This window comes from Streptomyces sp. NPDC049627, from assembly GCF_044465645.1.
Lineage (GTDB): Bacteria > Actinomycetota > Actinomycetes > Streptomycetales > Streptomycetaceae > Streptomyces.
In genome coordinates this window covers 131752-147869 of record NZ_JBITLW010000003.1, presented here as the reverse complement: position 1 = coordinate 147869, position 16118 = coordinate 131752, and the positions used below count along the sequence as shown (strand labels likewise).

General features: G+C 69.5%; 15 protein-coding genes. 10 read left to right on the top strand and 5 right to left on the bottom strand.

The annotated features are described in order from the left end of the window. Nucleotides 1-221 precede the first annotated feature (221 nt). The 5 genes from ACIBU0_RS09800 (at nt 222) to ACIBU0_RS09780 (ending at nt 5049) form a co-directional block, all read left to right on the top strand. Complete coding sequence (locus tag ACIBU0_RS09800) at nt 222-1157, top strand: SPFH domain-containing protein (protein WP_398814374.1); 936 nt, start codon at nt 222-224, stop codon at nt 1155-1157. Next, the gene (locus tag ACIBU0_RS09795; RefSeq protein ID WP_398814371.1) at nt 1154-1402 is read left to right on the top strand and encodes a hypothetical protein; all 249 of its coding nucleotides are present in this window, start codon (nt 1154-1156) and stop codon (nt 1400-1402) included. The genes ACIBU0_RS09800 and ACIBU0_RS09795 overlap by 4 nt, the downstream gene beginning before the upstream one ends. Before the next feature lie 106 nt (nt 1403-1508). Next, entirely contained in the window at nt 1509-2033 is a 525-nt protein-coding gene (locus tag ACIBU0_RS09790; protein WP_031483740.1) for a PadR family transcriptional regulator, read from the top strand. Further along, entirely contained in the window at nt 2030-2719 is a 690-nt protein-coding gene (locus tag ACIBU0_RS09785; protein ID WP_398814367.1) for an ABC transporter ATP-binding protein, read from the top strand. The genes ACIBU0_RS09790 and ACIBU0_RS09785 overlap by 4 nt, the downstream gene beginning before the upstream one ends. Continuing rightward, nucleotides 2716-5049 (top strand): ABC transporter permease, encoded by a 2334-nt coding sequence (locus ACIBU0_RS09780; protein ID WP_398814364.1) that lies wholly within the window; start codon nt 2716-2718, stop codon nt 5047-5049. The genes ACIBU0_RS09785 and ACIBU0_RS09780 overlap by 4 nt, the downstream gene beginning before the upstream one ends. Before the next feature lie 62 nt (nt 5050-5111). Here ACIBU0_RS09780 and ACIBU0_RS09775 read toward each other — a convergent pair whose 3' ends face one another. The 4 genes from ACIBU0_RS09775 to ACIBU0_RS09760 all read right to left on the bottom strand — a co-directional run bounded on the left by ACIBU0_RS09775 (nt 5112) and on the right by ACIBU0_RS09760 (nt 7937). After that, entirely contained in the window at nt 5112-5540 is a 429-nt protein-coding gene (locus ACIBU0_RS09775; protein ID WP_398814361.1) for a hypothetical protein, read from the bottom strand. A 4-nt stretch (nt 5541-5544) separates the two neighbouring features. Next, nucleotides 5545-5931 carry a roadblock/LC7 domain-containing protein gene (locus ACIBU0_RS09770; RefSeq protein WP_398814358.1) on the bottom strand — a complete coding sequence of 129 codons (387 nt, stop codon included), beginning with the start codon at nt 5929-5931 and terminating at the stop codon, nt 5545-5547. A 42-nt stretch (nt 5932-5973) separates the two neighbouring features. Continuing rightward, a complete protein-coding gene (locus ACIBU0_RS09765; protein WP_398814355.1) occupies nt 5974-6792 on the bottom strand; it encodes a MarR family transcriptional regulator in 819 nt (272 codons plus the stop codon). A gap of 206 nt (nt 6793-6998) precedes the next feature. Beyond that, nucleotides 6999-7937, bottom strand: a complete 939-nt coding sequence (locus ACIBU0_RS09760; RefSeq protein WP_398814352.1) for a LysR substrate-binding domain-containing protein — start codon at nt 7935-7937, stop codon at nt 6999-7001. Nucleotides 7938-8071: 134 nt separating this feature from the next. Here ACIBU0_RS09760 and ACIBU0_RS09755 point away from each other — a divergent pair, with 134 nt between their 5' ends. From ACIBU0_RS09755 to ACIBU0_RS09735, 5 genes are all read left to right on the top strand, one after another. Next, nucleotides 8072-8626 (top strand): peroxiredoxin, encoded by a 555-nt coding sequence (locus ACIBU0_RS09755; protein WP_398814349.1) that lies wholly within the window; start codon nt 8072-8074, stop codon nt 8624-8626. A gap of 5 nt (nt 8627-8631) precedes the next feature. Then, a complete protein-coding gene (locus tag ACIBU0_RS09750) occupies nt 8632-9174 on the top strand; it encodes an alkyl hydroperoxide reductase (protein ID WP_398814346.1) in 543 nt (180 codons plus the stop codon). Nucleotides 9175-9514: 340 nt separating this feature from the next. Then, complete coding sequence (locus ACIBU0_RS09745; protein ID WP_398814343.1) at nt 9515-10054, top strand: hypothetical protein; 540 nt, start codon at nt 9515-9517, stop codon at nt 10052-10054. Nucleotides 10055-10182: 128 nt separating this feature from the next. Continuing rightward, nucleotides 10183-14229, top strand: coding sequence for a hypothetical protein (locus tag ACIBU0_RS09740; RefSeq protein ID WP_398814340.1), 4047 nt, complete (start codon nt 10183-10185; stop codon nt 14227-14229). Between the two features lie 72 nt (nt 14230-14301). Then, a complete protein-coding gene (locus tag ACIBU0_RS09735; protein ID WP_398814337.1) occupies nt 14302-14754 on the top strand; it encodes a hypothetical protein in 453 nt (150 codons plus the stop codon). On the opposite strand, the gene ACIBU0_RS09730 is transcribed toward ACIBU0_RS09735, so the two are convergent. Then, a complete protein-coding gene (locus tag ACIBU0_RS09730; protein ID WP_398814334.1) occupies nt 14710-16113 on the bottom strand; it encodes an AI-2E family transporter in 1404 nt (467 codons plus the stop codon). The genes ACIBU0_RS09735 and ACIBU0_RS09730 overlap by 45 nt on opposite strands. Nucleotides 16114-16118: the final 5 nt, after the last annotated feature.

Below are 16118 nucleotides of genomic sequence, written 5' to 3'. Positions count from 1 at the left end.
TGTGTGCACTCCTGCCACACAGGTTCGTGGCCCAGGTCAGCTCAGAAAGCTAACACCGGAAGTTGTGACAAAGGACGGTCGATCCGGTCTTTTGCGGACGTGACAATCAGCACCTGTCCCAACGGAACCGACGGCTGAGGGGTGCGGAGGGTTGCTTGCGTGGGATAAAGTGATATCACTTAGCTAGACCGAAGCTAACGACGAAACGGGGGAACACCACCATGACCACCGATCGCACGTCCGCCGCAGCCGACGTACCCGCCATGCCCGCCCCACGCGTGCGCGAGTTCACCGCGCACAGCATCGGGGGCGGACTCGCCCTGCTGCTGGGCCTGGTCGGGCTGCTGCTCGGCGCGGGTCTGATCGCGAGCGCCTCGACCGTCTCCGCGGCCGGCACCCAGGCGGCGCTGATCATCACCGGCATCCTGGTCGGCATAGCCGCGCTCCTCGCCATGTCCGGGCTGAACATGGTCGCGCCGGGCGAGGCGCGGGTCGTCCAGCTCTTCGGGCGCTACCGCGGGACGATCCGGCAGGACGGACTGCGGTGGGTGAACCCCTTCACGTCCCGCACGAAGATCTCGACCCGCGTCCGCAACCACGAGACGGCGGTCCTCAAGGTCAACGACGCCTACGGCAACCCGATCGAGCTGGCCGCGGTCGTGGTGTGGAGGGTCGAGGACACCGCGCAGGCCACCTTCGAGGTGGACGACTTCCTGGAGTTCGTGTCCACCCAGACCGAGGCGGCGGTGCGGCACATCGCCATCGAGTACCCGTACGACGCCCATGACGAGGCCGGCCTGTCACTGCGCGGCAACGCCGAGGAGATCACCGAGAAGCTCGCCGCCGAACTGCACGCGCGCGTGGAGGCGGCCGGCGTGCAGATCATCGAGTCGCGCTTCACGCATCTCGCGTACGCTCCCGAGATCGCCTCCGCGATGCTCCAGCGGCAGCAGGCCGGGGCGGTCGTCGCGGCCCGGCGCCAGATCGTCGACGGGGCGGTGGGCATGGTCGAGGCGGCGCTCGCGCGGATCACCGAGCAGGACATCGTGGAGCTGGACGAGGAGCGGAAGGCGGCGATGGTGTCGAACCTGATGGTCGTGCTGTGCGGGGACCGCGCACCGCAGCCCGTGCTCAACACCGGGACGCTCTACCAGTGACGGCCCCTTCGGAGGAGTCCTCGCCGAGGCGGCGGCCGCAGCAGCGCAAGCAGGTGCTGCTGCGGCTGGACCCGTCCGTGTACGAGGCGCTGGCGCGGTGGGCGGGGGACGAACTGCGCTCGGCCAACGCCCAGATCGAGTTCCTGCTGCGGCGCGCTCTCGCGGAGGCGGGGCGGTTGCCGGGTGAGGCCAAGCCGATTCCCCGCAGGGGGCGCCCCCCGGTGGACCCGCCCGAATCCCAGTAGCAGAACCGTGACAATCGGCCCCCACCTGGGGCGCCGTACCCCGCGCCATGACCTAGGCACTCCGCGTATACATGCCGCGTATACACCCCGAGTAGAGTCATCTGTCATGTCCATTGGTCACACCCTTCTAGGGCTCCTGGAATCGGGCCCCCGCCACGGCTACGACCTGAAGCGGGCCTTCGACGAGAAGTTCGGTCACGACCGGCCGCTGCACTACGGCCAGGTCTACTCGACGATGTCCCGGCTGCTGAAGAACGGGCTGGTCGAGGTCGACGGGATCGAGCCCGGCGGTGGGCCCGAGCGCAAGCGGTACGCGATCACCGACGCCGGGATCACCGACGTACAGCGCTGGCTCGCGACGCCCGAGAAGCCGGAGCCGTACCTCCAGTCAACCCTGTACACCAAGGTCGTCCTCGCGCTGCTCACCCGGCGCAACGCGGCCGACATCCTCGACACCCAGCGTGCCGAGCACCTGCGCATGATGCGGATCCTCACCGACCGCAAGCGCAAGGGGGACCTCGCCGATCAGCTGATCTGCGACCACGCCCTGTTCCACCTCGAGGCCGATCTGCGCTGGCTGGAGCTCACCGCCGCGCGCCTCGACAAGCTGGCCGAGGTGGTGGCCAAGTGACTCCCCCTCCCGGTTCCCTGCTCGCGGCCGAAGAGCTGCGCAAGGCCTACGGCCCGACCGTCGCCCTCGACGGCGCCGAGTTCTCCATCCACCCCGGCGAGGTCGTCGCCGTCATGGGGCCCTCCGGCTCCGGCAAGTCGACGCTGCTGCACTGTCTCGCCGGGATCGTGCCGCCCGACTCCGGATCCATCACCTACAACGGGCGCGAGCTGGCCACCCTGAACGACGCCCAGCGCAGTGCCCTCAGACGCTCCGAGTTCGGCTTCGTCTTCCAGTTCGGCCAGCTCGTGCCCGAGCTGACCTGCGTCGAGAACGTCGCCCTGCCGCTGCGGCTGAACGGCACCTCCCGCAAGGAGGCCGAGAAGGCCGCCCTGACCTGGATGGAGCGCCTCGAGGTCGACGACCTGCGCAAGAAGCGGCCCGGCGAGGTCTCCGGCGGCCAGGGGCAGCGCGTCGCCGTCGCCCGCGCCCTGGTCACCAACCCGCGCGTGCTGTTCGCCGACGAGCCGACCGGCGCGCTCGACTCCCTCAACGGCGAGCGCGTGATGGAGCTGCTCACCGAAGCGGCCCGCTCCACCAACGCGGCCGTCGTCCTCGTCACGCACGAGGCCCGGGTCGCCGCCTACTCCGACCGCGAGATCGTCGTACGGGACGGCAAGTCCCGGGACATGGAGCGCGTCGTATGAGCATGGGTCAGTGGGCCAAGGATCTGGGCCTGGGGGTCCGGTTCGCCTTCGCCGGCGGACGCGAGGGATGGGTCCGGGCCCTGCTGACGGCCGTCGGGGTCGGGCTCGGGGTGGCGCTGCTGCTGCTGACGACGGCGATCCCGAACGCGCTGGCGGTGCGGCACGACCGGGAGGTGGCGCGCACCGACATCACCTACAGCGAGCCCAAGGTGAAGAAGAGCGACGGCACCCTCGTCGTCGCGAACACCGGGACGACCTTCCGCGACCAGGACATCCGCGGGCGGACGCTGGAACCCGAGGGGCCGCGGGCGCCGCTGCCGCCGGGAGTGGAGAGGCTCCCCCGGGTGGGCGAGATGGTGGTCTCCCCCGCGCTGAAGCGGCTGCTGGATTCGGACGACGGGGCGCTGCTGCGGGAGCGGCTGTCGGAGCGGATCATCGGGACCATCGGTGAAACCGGGCTGATCGGCTCGGCCGAGCTCGCCTTCTACCGGGGCGGCGAGGGACTCGCTCCGAAGATCGACGGCGGTTCGGTGACCCGCATCGACCGGTTCGGGAACGAGAACGCGACGCCGCAGGAGCGCATGGACCCGGTCCTGCTGCTGCTGATTCTCGTCGTCTTCGTGGTGCTGCTGATGCCGGTCGCCGTGTTCATCGCCGCGGCCGTACGGTTCGGCGGCGAGCGCCGCGACCGGCGGCTGGCGGCGCTCCGGCTGGTCGGCGCCGACGGGCGGATGACCCGGCGGGTGGCCGCGGGCGAGGCGATGGCGGGGGCGGCACTGGGGCTGGTCTTCGGCACCGTCTTCTTCCTGGTGGGGCGTCAGATCGCGGGCACCGTCGAGGTCTTCGGGTACAGCGTGTTCCCCAGTTACCTGAACCCCTCCCCTCTCCTGGCGCTGCTGGTCGCCGTCGCGGTCCCGGCCGCCGCCGTGCTGGTCACGCAGTTCGCGCTGCGCGGCGTGGTGATCGAGCCGCTCGGTGTGGTGCGTACGGCCAAGCCCTCGCGGCGCCGGCTGTGGTGGCGGCTGCTGATGCCGCTGGCCGGACTGGCGATGCTCTACACGATGGTCGGGCAGGGGCGCGACGAGGGCGACTTCAACCAGTACCTCGTCATCGGGGGCGTCATGCTGCTGCTGGTCGGCGTGACCGCACTGCTGCCCTGGATCGTCGAAGCGGTCGTCGCCCGGCTCGGCCGGGGTGGGGTGGCCTGGCAACTGGCCGTCCGCAGGCTCCAGTTGAGCAGCGGTACGGCGGCTCGCATGGTCAACGGCATCGCGGTCGCGGTGGCCGGCGCGATCGCACTGCAGATGCTGTTCGCCGGCGTCGAGGGCGACTACACCAAGAGCACGGGCAACGACGTGTCCCGCGCCCAGATGCAGGTGACCGTGCCGGAGGGGCTGTCGCTCGCCGCGGTGAAGGAGAAGTTCGCGGCGACCAAGGGCGTGACGAAGGTCTTCGGCTACTCCGAGGGATACGTCGGCGACAAGCCCGACAACCCCGACGGCTACGCCCAGGTGACCGTCGGCGACTGCGCCTCGCTGCGCGAGATGGCGTCGCTGCCCTCGTGCCGCGAGGGTGACACCTTCGTCGTGCGGGGTGGTCGGTACGACGACGCCACGCCCGGGATGGCCAAGCGCCGGACGCTGTACTTCGACCAGTCCTCCAGCGACCAGGAGGGGGCCAAGCCGGTCGCCTGGACCGTGCCGCGGACCATGAAGGAGGCCCGCTCGACCGGGGACCCGACCGGCTACAAGCGCGGCGGCTTCCTGATGACCCCGAGCGCCCTGCCCGAGCAGGCCGCGTCGCTGGTCCCGGGACAGGTCTACCTGCGGCTCGACGAGTCCGTACCGGACGTGCGCGACCAGGTGCGGAACACGGCGGCGCGGGTCGATCCGTTCGTGGAGCCCATGGTGTGGGTCTCCGTCGAGCGGTCCGACCGGTTCACCGCCATCCGCACCGGCCTGTTCGTCGGCGCCACCTGTGTGCTGGCGCTGATCGGCGCGAGCCTGCTGGTCTCCCAGCTGGAGCAGCTGCGCGAGCGCAAGAAGCTGCTGTCGTCCCTGGTCGCCTTCGGCACCCGGCGCAGCACGCTGAGCCTGTCGGTGCTGTGGCAGACGGCGATCCCGGTCGGCCTGGGGCTGCTGCTGGCGTCGGCGGTGGGCATGACGCTGGGCGCGGTCCTGCTGCGGATGACGGACACCTCGGTGCGCGTGGACTGGACGAGCGTGCTGTCGATGACCGGCGTCGGCGCCGCGGTCGTCCTCGTGGTGACGCTGCTCAGCCTGCCGCCGCTGCTGCGGCTGATGCGGCCGGACGGGCTGCGTACCGAGTAGACCGGGCGCGGCACGGCGGGCGGTGGGGGTTCCTTCGGGGGAGCCCCCACCGCCCTTCGCTTTCAGAGGCTGTACTCCCGTACCACCCGGCGTACCTGCGCGAACAGCATGCCCACGTTGACCGATTTGCGGCAGACGACGACGGCCACTATGTCCTGCTGCTCGTTCAGCCGCACGAACAGGTGTGTGAGGTTCTCGCTGTTGACCAGGATCTCCTGGAAGAAGTGGTTGTCACTGGCGATCCCGCGGCGCTCCTTGAAGACGTCCTCGATCATCACGACCGTACGCCCCTGGAACAGGTCGAGGGTCGCGCCCGCCAGCAGGTCCAGGACCTCCGGCGGGTGGTTCTCGACGGTCTCGTACGACAGGAGCATGCCGGTGGCCATGTCGACCACCCCGGAGGCCACGCAGTCGGGCGCGTCGGTGCGGAGGTGTTTGACCAGGCCCATCACCTGGTCGGAGAAGCCTGAGGTCATGCGCTTCGTCGCCATTCCTTCAAACCCCTTCTGCTGCCTTGTCGGTGAGGATCAGATCGATGCGTTGCAGGGCCGACTGGGTCGCCCGGTTCAGGTGGTCCACATCCATGCCCTCGTCGCCGAGCACGACCATGAGGGCGGTGTCGCCGACCGCGTAGAGGGCGGCGCATCCGTGGCTGCCGTACGTCACCGTGCGTCGCAGGCGGCCGCGGGAGGTGACTTCGGAGGTGCGCCGCGCGAGGCCGAGACCGGCCGCGGCGAGGGCGGCGAGGCCCTCGGGGTCGATGGAGTCGGCGGTGTCCGCGGCGATGAGCAGCCCGTCGGCGGCGGCGACCGCGGTATCGGTGATGCCGGTGACCTGTTCGCGCAGACCGCGCATTTCGAGTGCCAGTGCTTGGTGATCCATGTACGCGACTCTCCTCTTACTTCTCACATCTGATCGGCGGGTTCATTTCGTCGTTCCATTCCGCAGGCGGAAGAACTTGCCGGGTCTGCGACGGGGCAGGTCGGTGCGCGTCGGCGGCGGCTCCGCGGGCGCGGCTTTGCGCGGCCGGAGGGAGCGGCCCTCCGGGAGGGGGCGAACCGGAATCAGCGGGGGGAGCTCGGCGCAGACCAGGAGTCCGTCGCCGAGCATCCGCGCGACCTCGACCGTGACGATGTAGACGCCCCGGCCGAGACGGAAGGCGAGGTCCCGGGCCGTACGGCGGCCGTCGGCGTGGGCGAACAACTCGCGCCGCAGGGCGGTGAGCGAGGTGTCCGGGCCGACGGGAGCGGGCACGGGCCGTTCCCGATCGGGGTGCACGGGGTGCGGCAGCGTGCCGAGGGCGGTGAGCCTGCGGGCCGAGCCCTGTATCACGCTGAGGGGTGGCTCCCCCAGGGGGACCTGGGCGAACGGCTCGGTGGTGGGGACCCGTTCGCAGTCGTCCACCCGTCCGGCGGCGGTCGCGAACGCGGCGTCGTACAGCGCCATCGCGCACACGACCCGGAGCTGGGCGGCCCCCGTGTACCCGTGCGCGATGAGCGCGGTCGCAGGCCAGCGCGCGCCGTCGGATTCCCGCACCAGCGCGGCCCACTGCTCTTCGCTGACCCGCCCGGAGCGCAGCAGCAGCGCCTCGGGGCCGGGAGCGCCGGGGGACTCGGCGGCGACCACCCGCCCGCCGGCGAAGTGGAACGTGCCGCCGGGCGTCCCGCGGACCCTCAGCTCTCCGGTGAAGGCGTCACGCCCGCACGCGGTCAGGGCCCGTGCCAGGTGTTCGTAGCCCGACATCCCACCCCTCGCCTTTTCGCACACACGCCTGACGCATCGCGCCGAGGGGGGAATGTGTATCAGCCCACGCATATGTTCCGGGCGCGGCTGTCCAACCTGTCGCTAGTTGACGGAAGTTGAGTTTCCGGTCGGCTCAAAGAACTCTGTTCGGCGCTCATTTGACCGATCGGGGTGAATGAATTGCCGTGGGGGGCGGCCTGAAGCACTCAGTCGCACACGGACACGGGCAGCGGGCGCAGGGCCTCGCGCAGGGCGGCTGCCAGCTCCTGGTACTCCGCACCGCGGGCGGCTGCCGTGCGCATGGCGAGGGCGATGCGGCGGGTGGGCGCCGGGTCGGCGAAGTAGCCGGTCAGCAGCTGGTTGCTGCGGGTCGTCTCGACCTTCACGGCGGTGCGCGGCAGCAGGGTGACGCCGAGACCGCCGGCGACGAGCTGCACCAGGGTGGACAGTCCGGCCGCCGTGGTGGTGACGGGGGCGTCCTCGCGGCCGGCCTCGCGGCAGATGTCCAGGGCCTGGTCGCGCAGGCAGTGCCCCTCGTCCAGGAGCAGCAGATTCAGCTCCTTGAGCTCCTCGCGCGGGATGCCCTCCCGGCCGCCGAGCCAGTGGTCGAGCGGTGTGACGAGCACGAAGTCCTCGTCGAAGAGCGGGAGTTCGGCGATGCCGGGCACGCCGAGCGGCACGGCGAGGAGAAGCAGGTCCAGGCGGCCGCTGGTGAGTCCCTCGATCAGGCTCGCGGTCTGCTCCTCGTGCACCTGGAGGTCGAGGTGCGGATAGCGGTCATGGACCAGCCGCAGCACCGTGGGCAGCAGATACGGCGCCACCGTCGGGATGACCCCGAGGCGCAGCACGCCGGTGAACGGCGCCCGGACCGCCTCCGCCTCCTCCATCAGCGCTCCGACCTCCGCCAGCACCGCCTTCGCCCGTACGGCGAGACGCTCGCCGGCGGGTGACAGGAGCACCTTGCGGGTCGTGCGCTCGAGGAGCGTGACCCCGAGCGTCTCCTCCAGCGCCGAAACGGCACCCGACAGGGCGGGCTGGCTCATGCCGATCGCGGCGGCCGCGTCCCGGAAGTGGAGGTGTTCGGCGACGGCGGCGAAGGCCCGCAGCTGGGCGAGGCTGGGCTGTCTCCTCTTACCCACGGTCATCGATAGGCACCTCCGATCAACCCGACCGAGTGTAGCTATTTCCCGTATCAATGCAGCCTGTGCCAGGATCGGTAAGGTCCAACCCAAGGGAGACACCTGTCCGAACGGGTGTCTCTTCGCTGCAAGGAGAGCGTGTGCTCACTGTCGGTGACAAGTTCCCCGAGTTCGAACTGACCGCCTGCGTCTCGCTGGAGAAGGGCAAGGAGTTCGAGACGATCAACCACAAGACCTACGAGGGTAAGTGGAAGATCGTCTTCGCCTGGCCGAAGGACTTCACCTTCGTCTGCCCGACCGAGATCGCGGCCTTCGGCAAGCTGAACGAGGAGTTCGCCGACCGCGACGCGCAGGTCCTGGGCTTCTCCGGTGACTCGGAGTTCGTGCACCACGCCTGGCGCAAGGACCACGAAGACCTGCGCGATCTGCCGTTCCCGATGATGGCCGACTCCAAGCACGAGCTGATGCGCGACCTCGGCATCGAGGGCGAGGACGGCTTCGCCAAGCGTGCCGTCTTCATCGTCGACCAGAACAACGAGATCCAGTTCTCCATGGTGACCGCCGGCTCCGTCGGCCGTAACCCCAAGGAGGTCCTGCGGGTCCTGGACGCCCTCCAGACGGACGAGCTGTGCCCGTGCAACTGGACCAAGGGCGACGAGACCCTGGACCCGGTCAAGCTCCTCGCCGGAGAGTGACGGACATGTCCCTCGACTCCCTCAAGTCCCGCATACCGGACTACGCCAAGGACCTGAAGCTCAACCTCGGCTCGGTCATCGGCAACTCGGACCTCCCCGCGCAGCAGCTGTGGGGCACGGTGCTCGCCACCGCGATCGCCGCGCGCTCCCCGATCGTGCTGCGCGAACTGGCTCCGGAGGCCAGGGCGAACCTCTCGCCGGAGGCGTACACCGCGGCGAAGTCCGCCGCCGCGGTGATGGCGATGAACAACGTCTTCTACCGGACCCGGCACCTGCTGTCCGATCACGAGTACGGCAACCTGCGCGCGGGGCTCCGTATGAACGTCATCGGCAACCCCGGTGTCGACAAGGTCGACTTCGAGCTGTGGTCCTTCGCGGTGTCCGCCATCAACGGCTGCGGCCTGTGCCTGGACTCGCACGAGCAGGTGCTCCGCAAGGCGGGCGTCGACCGCGAGGTCGTCCAGGAGGCGTTCAAGATCGCGTCCGTGATCCAGGCGGTCGGCGTCACCCTCGACGCGGAGGCGGTGCTGGCCCAGCCGGCCGAGTAACCCGCCACGACAGGACAACGGCCCCTGCCCACCCACCGGTGGACAGGGGCCGTTGTCCTGCCGTTGTCCTGTCCCATGACATTCACCACTCGACCCAGCCCGGATCGGGACCAAGAGTGACCGGACGGTCGAAGATTGCCCGGTTCTTCCCGTTGTTGGAGGAAGGTCCGCACACAAGGAGTCAAAACGGAACGACATGTTCGGTTTGCGCACAGAAACCCTCTTGGACAGTGGGAGAGGGGATCTGATTGGGTCCCGGTGACTACCGTTCCATCCAGCCACCCCTGCCACTTGACCAAGGTTTCCGGGGGGCGGATGAATGCTTCCTCTGGGGGATCTCATGTCCGTGCGCAGCCGCTTTTCCGCGAGAACCGCACTTGCCGCAGCCGCGGCCACCGTGGCCACACTCGGTCTGACCGCTCCGCAGGTCGCCGCAGCCGACCAGCCCGTTGCCGGCGTTTCGGCCAAGGCCGACAAGAACACGAAGGCGATCGCGGCGGCCAAGCCCCGCTCCGTCGCCCGTGCCGGGAACGTCTGCGGCACCGGATACAAGCTCTACAAGGCAGAGCAACTGCCCGACTCAAGGCGCTTCGCGACTCTCTTCGTCTACGTAAAGGGAGACAACCCCGCGAGCAACAACGCACCCACGTGCGCCATCCTCGACAACAATCTGGGCAGCGCGAAGTGGATGAAGATCAAGCTCTGCTCGAACTGGACCGCGGACGGCTGTGAGAGTGACTCGGGCGTCTTCAGCCAGTACGCGGGGCCCGTCTACCGCGCCCGCGGCGGTTGCGGCACGGTCACCGCGCTGATGAAGAACTCCACGAGCGACAGCGTGTACATCGTCAACCGCAAGACGGACTCGACGAACTGCAACTAGGCAGCGCCGAAAGAGCCGTAATCCCAGGACTCCATGTCATCTCACGGCGTGGAGTCCTGCCATTCCGCGTGCCCGCACACTCCAGTTCTGCGTGCCCGCACACCCAACCGAACACGGGGAAAACTTCCTTGAGTCTCAAGAGACGAACGCGCGCGCCGCTTGTGGCCGTAGTGGCCTGCGCCGCCCTGACCGGCGGTCTGCTCCAGGCCGCGCCCGCCGTCGCCGCACCGAACCCGCACCCCTCCACCCACCCCGCCACACCGCCGGCGCCTTCCGGCCAGGTGAAGGATCCGGGCAAGAAGCTCGGCAAGGGCTGGAAGACCAGTCCCGACCGTGCGGTCACCGCCGCCGCTGATGCGAACGGTCTGCGCATCCTCGTCGCCGACAGCGGCAAGGCGTACTCGTGGAGGACCGCCGCCGTCCTGTCGGAGCCGGGCATGCCCGCGGATTCGTGGATCGGCAACCAGTGCCTGATGGACCACGATCACGCGGCCGTCGTCTACGCACCGCGCAGTTTCACGAACAAGCCCGACCTGATGCAGGGCGGCGCCTTCACCGCCATCGTCGATCTGACGACCGGCCAGGTGAAGAAGCTGCCGTTCAACGGGTCGTTGGCCTACTTCGACCCGTCCTGCAACACCACCACGCACACAGCCGCGTTCACCGCCTTCCGGGACATGAACGATCCCACGGCGACGCGGACTCGCGTCATCACCGTGGGCGTGGACGGCAGGACCTCGGGTACGGCCGCCGCGAAGGGCGAGATCACCAGCGCGGTTCCGGTCAAGGACGGCACGGTGGCCGCGCTCGGCAGCCGCCTCGTCCACCTCGACCGCTCCGGCAAGGTGAAGAACCTCGCGGACGCGGACGGTGCCCCGTTCGACATCCGGCCCGCCGCCGACGGCACGATCGGCTTCGTCGTCCGCAAGGGCGACTCCGCGGCGCACGCCAAGCTGTTCACCGGCAGCGGCAAGCCGAAGACCCTCGCCTCGGCCAAGCTCGGCGACCTCGACCTCGTGCAGGGCGAGGCGGGCAGGGTCTTCCTCACCGGCCACCCCAAGGGCTCCCCCGCCACCGCGGGAACCGGCGTCACGCGCCTCAACGCCCCGGCCGGCACCGATGTGTCCTCGCACGGCCGTCTCGCGATCGAGCCGGTCCTCACGCCTGGTGTGCACGCCGGCCTGGCGCACATCAAGGGCGCGGGCAAGGGCTTCACGAAGTCCGGGGAACCCGCCTCGCAGACGGCGACGCCCGCCGACGACGGCGACAAGCCCGTGACGGTCACCAGCATCGCCACCACCACCGGGACCAAGCTGACGCAGAGCGTGCAGCAGGCGGCCGGCGACGGCTCGGGGAACACTCCCTCCCCGGTCCTCCCCAAGGCCGCCGGGACGCACCGGTCGAAGGGCGCCTCCTCGAAGGCGGGCCTGACCGTGAGTCCCCCGACCGACGACGACCGCTGGTGCGCCGTGTCCCGCAACGACGTCAAGGTGCAGGCGCTGCAGCCGACGTCGAATCAGGTCGAATGGGCCGTCGACATGGCCGTGCGGGGCAACCTGCGCTCCAACTACATCCGGCAGGGCGGATACCGCTCCCAGGCCGGCCTGGGCACCATCGACCCGCAGGGCCTGTTCCCGCCGCCGACGCTGACGGGCGACGCCAAGGCCAGGATCCCCGCCAACGTGCTCCTCGGCATCATGGCCCAGGAGTCCAACCTGTGGCAGGCCGAGGGCGGGTCGATCCCCGGCCAGATGGGCAACCCGCTGGCCGCCGTGGACGGCTACTACGGCCACAAGGCCGACCCCAACGACCCGGCCGCCTACTGGCAGATCAACTGGGACAAGTCCGACTGCGGCTACGGCGTCGGCCAGGTGACCGACGGCATGCGGCTGGCCGGTCACGAGAAGGTGGACGCCAGCGGGCACAAGGAGAAGTTGCTCGACCCGGCCCTGCAGAAGCTGGTCGCGGTCGACTACGCGTCGAACATCGCCGCCTCCATGAAGATCCTCGCCGACAAGTGGAACGAGGTCCACAAGGCCGGCCAGAAGATCACCGTCAACAACGACGATCCGTCCAAGGTCGAGAACTGGTTCACCGCCGTGTGGAACTACAACCTCGGCTTCAACCCTCCGTCGGAGGCCTCGAAGCACGACGGGCACTGGGGCCTGGGCTGGTACAACAACCCGGCCAACCCCATCTACGCCAAGGGCTGGGGCCATCCGTTCATGAACACCGACGTCGACCCGTACGCCGTCAAGGACGCCGCGCATCCGCAGGACTGGCCGTACGAGTTGAAGGTGATGGGCTGGGCCGCCTGGTCCATCGACACCGGCTTCTCCTACGCCACCTCCGGCAGGCAGGACTGGCCCGGCGAGTCCGACTTCTCATCGGCCGGCTTCCGTCCCGCCTTCTGGAACGGGACGGACCTGCCCTACCTGTACGAAGGCAGCGCGCGATACAACCGGGTGCACGTCGCTCCGCCGCTCGACGCGTTCTGCAACTCCAAGAACAACTGCAATCCGAACACGCCGCCGAACTGCCCGGACGCCGAGTGCTACGCGAAGTACTGGTGGAACCAGCCCAACGTGACCTGGAAGGACGACTGCGCCAGCACCTGCGGCTTCGAGAACATCAAGTACCAGACGCTGGTGTCGGAGCCGGGACGCGGCACCCGCCTGCAGCACGGTACGCCGGTGTGCTCCGGCGCTCCGGCCGGTTCCAAGGTCGTCGCCTCCCTCCCGAACGGAACGCCGACCTGGAGTGACCAGAGCGGCTGCGCGACGGTCTCGTCCGCAGGGAGTTTCCAGTTCTCGTTCAACCCCGGCACGGAAGGCCGTTACCAAGCGAAGGCCGACCTGCACTCGGTGGGCGGCGGCTACGGCGGCCACTACTGGTGGACCCACACCCGCGACGCCGACCACTTCGGTGGCGACAACGGCTACATGACCATCAAGGGCACCTGGACCCTCGGCCAGAGCCTCAACTGGGCGCGCGTTCTGGTGCACCTTCCCGACACCGGCGCCCAGACCCGGCAGGCCAGGTACAACGTGCTGGGCTCGGACAGCCTCCACTCCCAGCGGGTCGTGCTCCAGCGCGCGGGCGGATGGGTCAGCCTGGGCGCGTTCCACTTCACCGGCACCCCGAAGGTCGAGCTGTCGAACACGACCAAGGTCGGAACCGCGGACGAGGACATCGCCTGGGACGCGGTCGCCTTCCAGCCCCTTCCGGGCAAGCCGGCCAATTCCGTCGTCGCGATGGGGGACTCCTACTCCTCGGGTGAAGGGGCGACCGGGGAGAACGGCAAGGACCTGTACGAGGAGACCGACCACAACGACAAGCAGAACAAGAACGAAATCGACAAGTGCCACCGCTCCAAGCTCGCCTGGTCGAGGCAGGCCACGCTTCCGGGGTACTCCAGCTCCATCGGGGCCATGGCCGACAGCCTTGACCCGCAGATGGACTACCACTTCGTGGCCTGCTCCGGAGCGCGCACCTTCGACATGCTCAAGGACGGCCAGTCCGGCGAGGTGGCACAGCTCGACGCCGGGTACCTGGACCAGAACACCACCCTGGTGACGCTCAGCATCGGCGGCAACGACGCCCGCTTCAGCGACATCATGAAGAAGTGCGTCGACATCGCCGACCCGCAGCTGTCCACGTGCCCGTACACGGAACTGGACAACCGCGATCCCGCAACCGGCGACACGAAGCCCGGCACGACCGGTGACCTGAAGGACTGGGCGCCGAAGTGGCTGCACGACGCCGTGCGCCCGCAGATCGTCAAGACGCTCAACGCCATTCACGGCCTGGCCCCGAAGGCGAAGGTCGTCCTCATGGGCTACCCGCGCCTGATCGAGAAGGACCACGGCTGTCTTCCCGGTGCGTACGAAACCGTCGAGAACGACTGGGTGCGCTCGCTGGCCGACAATCTCGCGACCGAGATGAAGGGTGCCACTCAGGACGCCGGATCGTGGGTGGTCTTCTCCGACCCGCGGGACCGGTTCGACGGCAAGGCGGCCTGCGGCAGTCCGGAGACCATCAACGCCATCGTGGAGAACGGGCGGGAGAAGGCGGACGAGGAGTTCCCGAATGCGTCCATGCAGTCCTTCCACCCCAAGATCGCGGGGGCTCGCCTCTACGCGGACAACCTGGAGCAGACGCTTCGGGGCATGTGACACATAGCTGATCCCGGGGGCCTGAGTATCCGTACTCAGGCCCCCGGCCATCGTTTAGGGAAGGCTGCAGGCATGAACACCCCCCGCACGGAACCACGGCCCGTGCTGCCCCGCGTGTCGGGCGCGGCCGCCACGGGCGCGGTTCTGGCCACCGGCGCCGGGACCTACCTGTCGTGGGTCAGGCAGTACGACGACCGGGCATGCGCGACCACCGCCAGCATCTGCGTCACCTGGAGGGGTGTGACAGCCATCCCCCTCACCATGACGATCGCCGTGATCGTCCTGACCGTCGTCTACAAGCGGCTGGGCATCAGGCCACGGCTCGCCGTCATCCCCCCGACCTTCCTGCTCGCGCCGCTCCCTCTGGCCGCCGCGCAGTCGGCGGCAGGCTGGTGGGCCGTCCCCCTCGCGGGCGCGGCCTGGGCCGGCTTCCTCGCGCTCGCCGCTTGGAGCCGCTACCGGATCCCGGGGGTCACGGCTTCAGGCGTTCTGCTGCTCGCCTCTCTCATCGTCCTCTACCACTGAGGGCGCGTCGGCCGCGGCGCTGTGCACGGTGGCTTCGGCCTGCGGCGCGGCCTGGTCCTCGGCCGTTGCCTGCGCCGCTTCCTGGGAGTACTGGCGCAGATACCCCACCACCGTGTTCGTCACCGCGACCAGTGGTACGGCCACCACCGCGCCGCCGATTCCGGCCACCATGGCGCCGGCCGCCACCGTGAGGACCACCGCGAGCGGGTGCACGCGCACCGCGCGGCCCAGGATGAACGGTTGCAGGATGTGCCCCTCGATCTGCTGGACCGCGAGGACGACCACGAGGGTCATGACCGCCGTGAAGATGCCCTGCGTCACCAGCGCCACGACCACGGCGAGGGCACCGGACGCCACCGCTCCGACGAGCGGGATGAAGGAGAACAGGAAGATGAAGACGGCCAGCGGGACGGCCATCGGCACGTCGAGGAAGTAGATGCCGATGCCGATGAAGACGGCGTCGATGAGGGCGACGAGGACCGTGCCGCGCACATACGCCGTGAGGGTCGCCCACGCGCGCGGGCCGGCGCCGGCGACGCCCGGGCGGGCCGCGGCCGGCACCAGCTTCAGCGTCCACTCCCAGATGCGCTTGCCGTCGTAGAGCAGGAAGAGGGTCGAGAAGGCCGCCAGCAGGATGCCGGTGAGGGTCTCGACGACGACCGTGACCCCTTCGAGGCCCGCTGAGGTGATCTCGTCGGTGTTGGCGCCGATCGCCTCCCGGAGGTTCTCGGCGATGTCGTTGATCTGCTTGTCGGTGACGTGGAAGGGGCTGTTGAGCAGCCACTTGCGCAGCTCGTCGATGCCGTCCTGGACCTGGTCGGAGAGGTTGTCGATGTTCTCCATGACCTGCCAGGTCACGAACCAGCCCATCAGCCCGATGACGACGAACCCCAGGATCGCGGTCAACGCGGTGGCGGGCCCGCGCGGCACGCCACGCCGGGTCAGCCACGCCACCGAGGGCTGCATCAGCGCGGTGAGGAGCAGGGCGATGACGAACGCCAGGACGACGAGTTGTACGGCGCTGATGACCCGCATGAGCACCCAGACCGTGCCGGCCAGCACCAGCAGCCGCCAGCCGGCCTCCGCCGCGACCCGTACGCCCCACGGGACGACCTGCGCGGGGTCGGTGCGGGGAGGCGGTGCCGCGGGGGCGTAGTCGGGGGGCCGTGGGACGTGGTCGGCGCGCGGCGGTGGGGTGTCGGCGGCCGGCGGCTCGGGCGCGACGGCGGTTGCGGGCCGCCGTTCCGGCCGGAACTCGGCGCTCTCCCGCTCCACCTCGGCGCGACGCTCGTCCAACCGCTCACTCATCTCGGTCAGTCCGGCGCCGAGCCGACCGAGCCACCCTGGCACTCGCGACATGATCC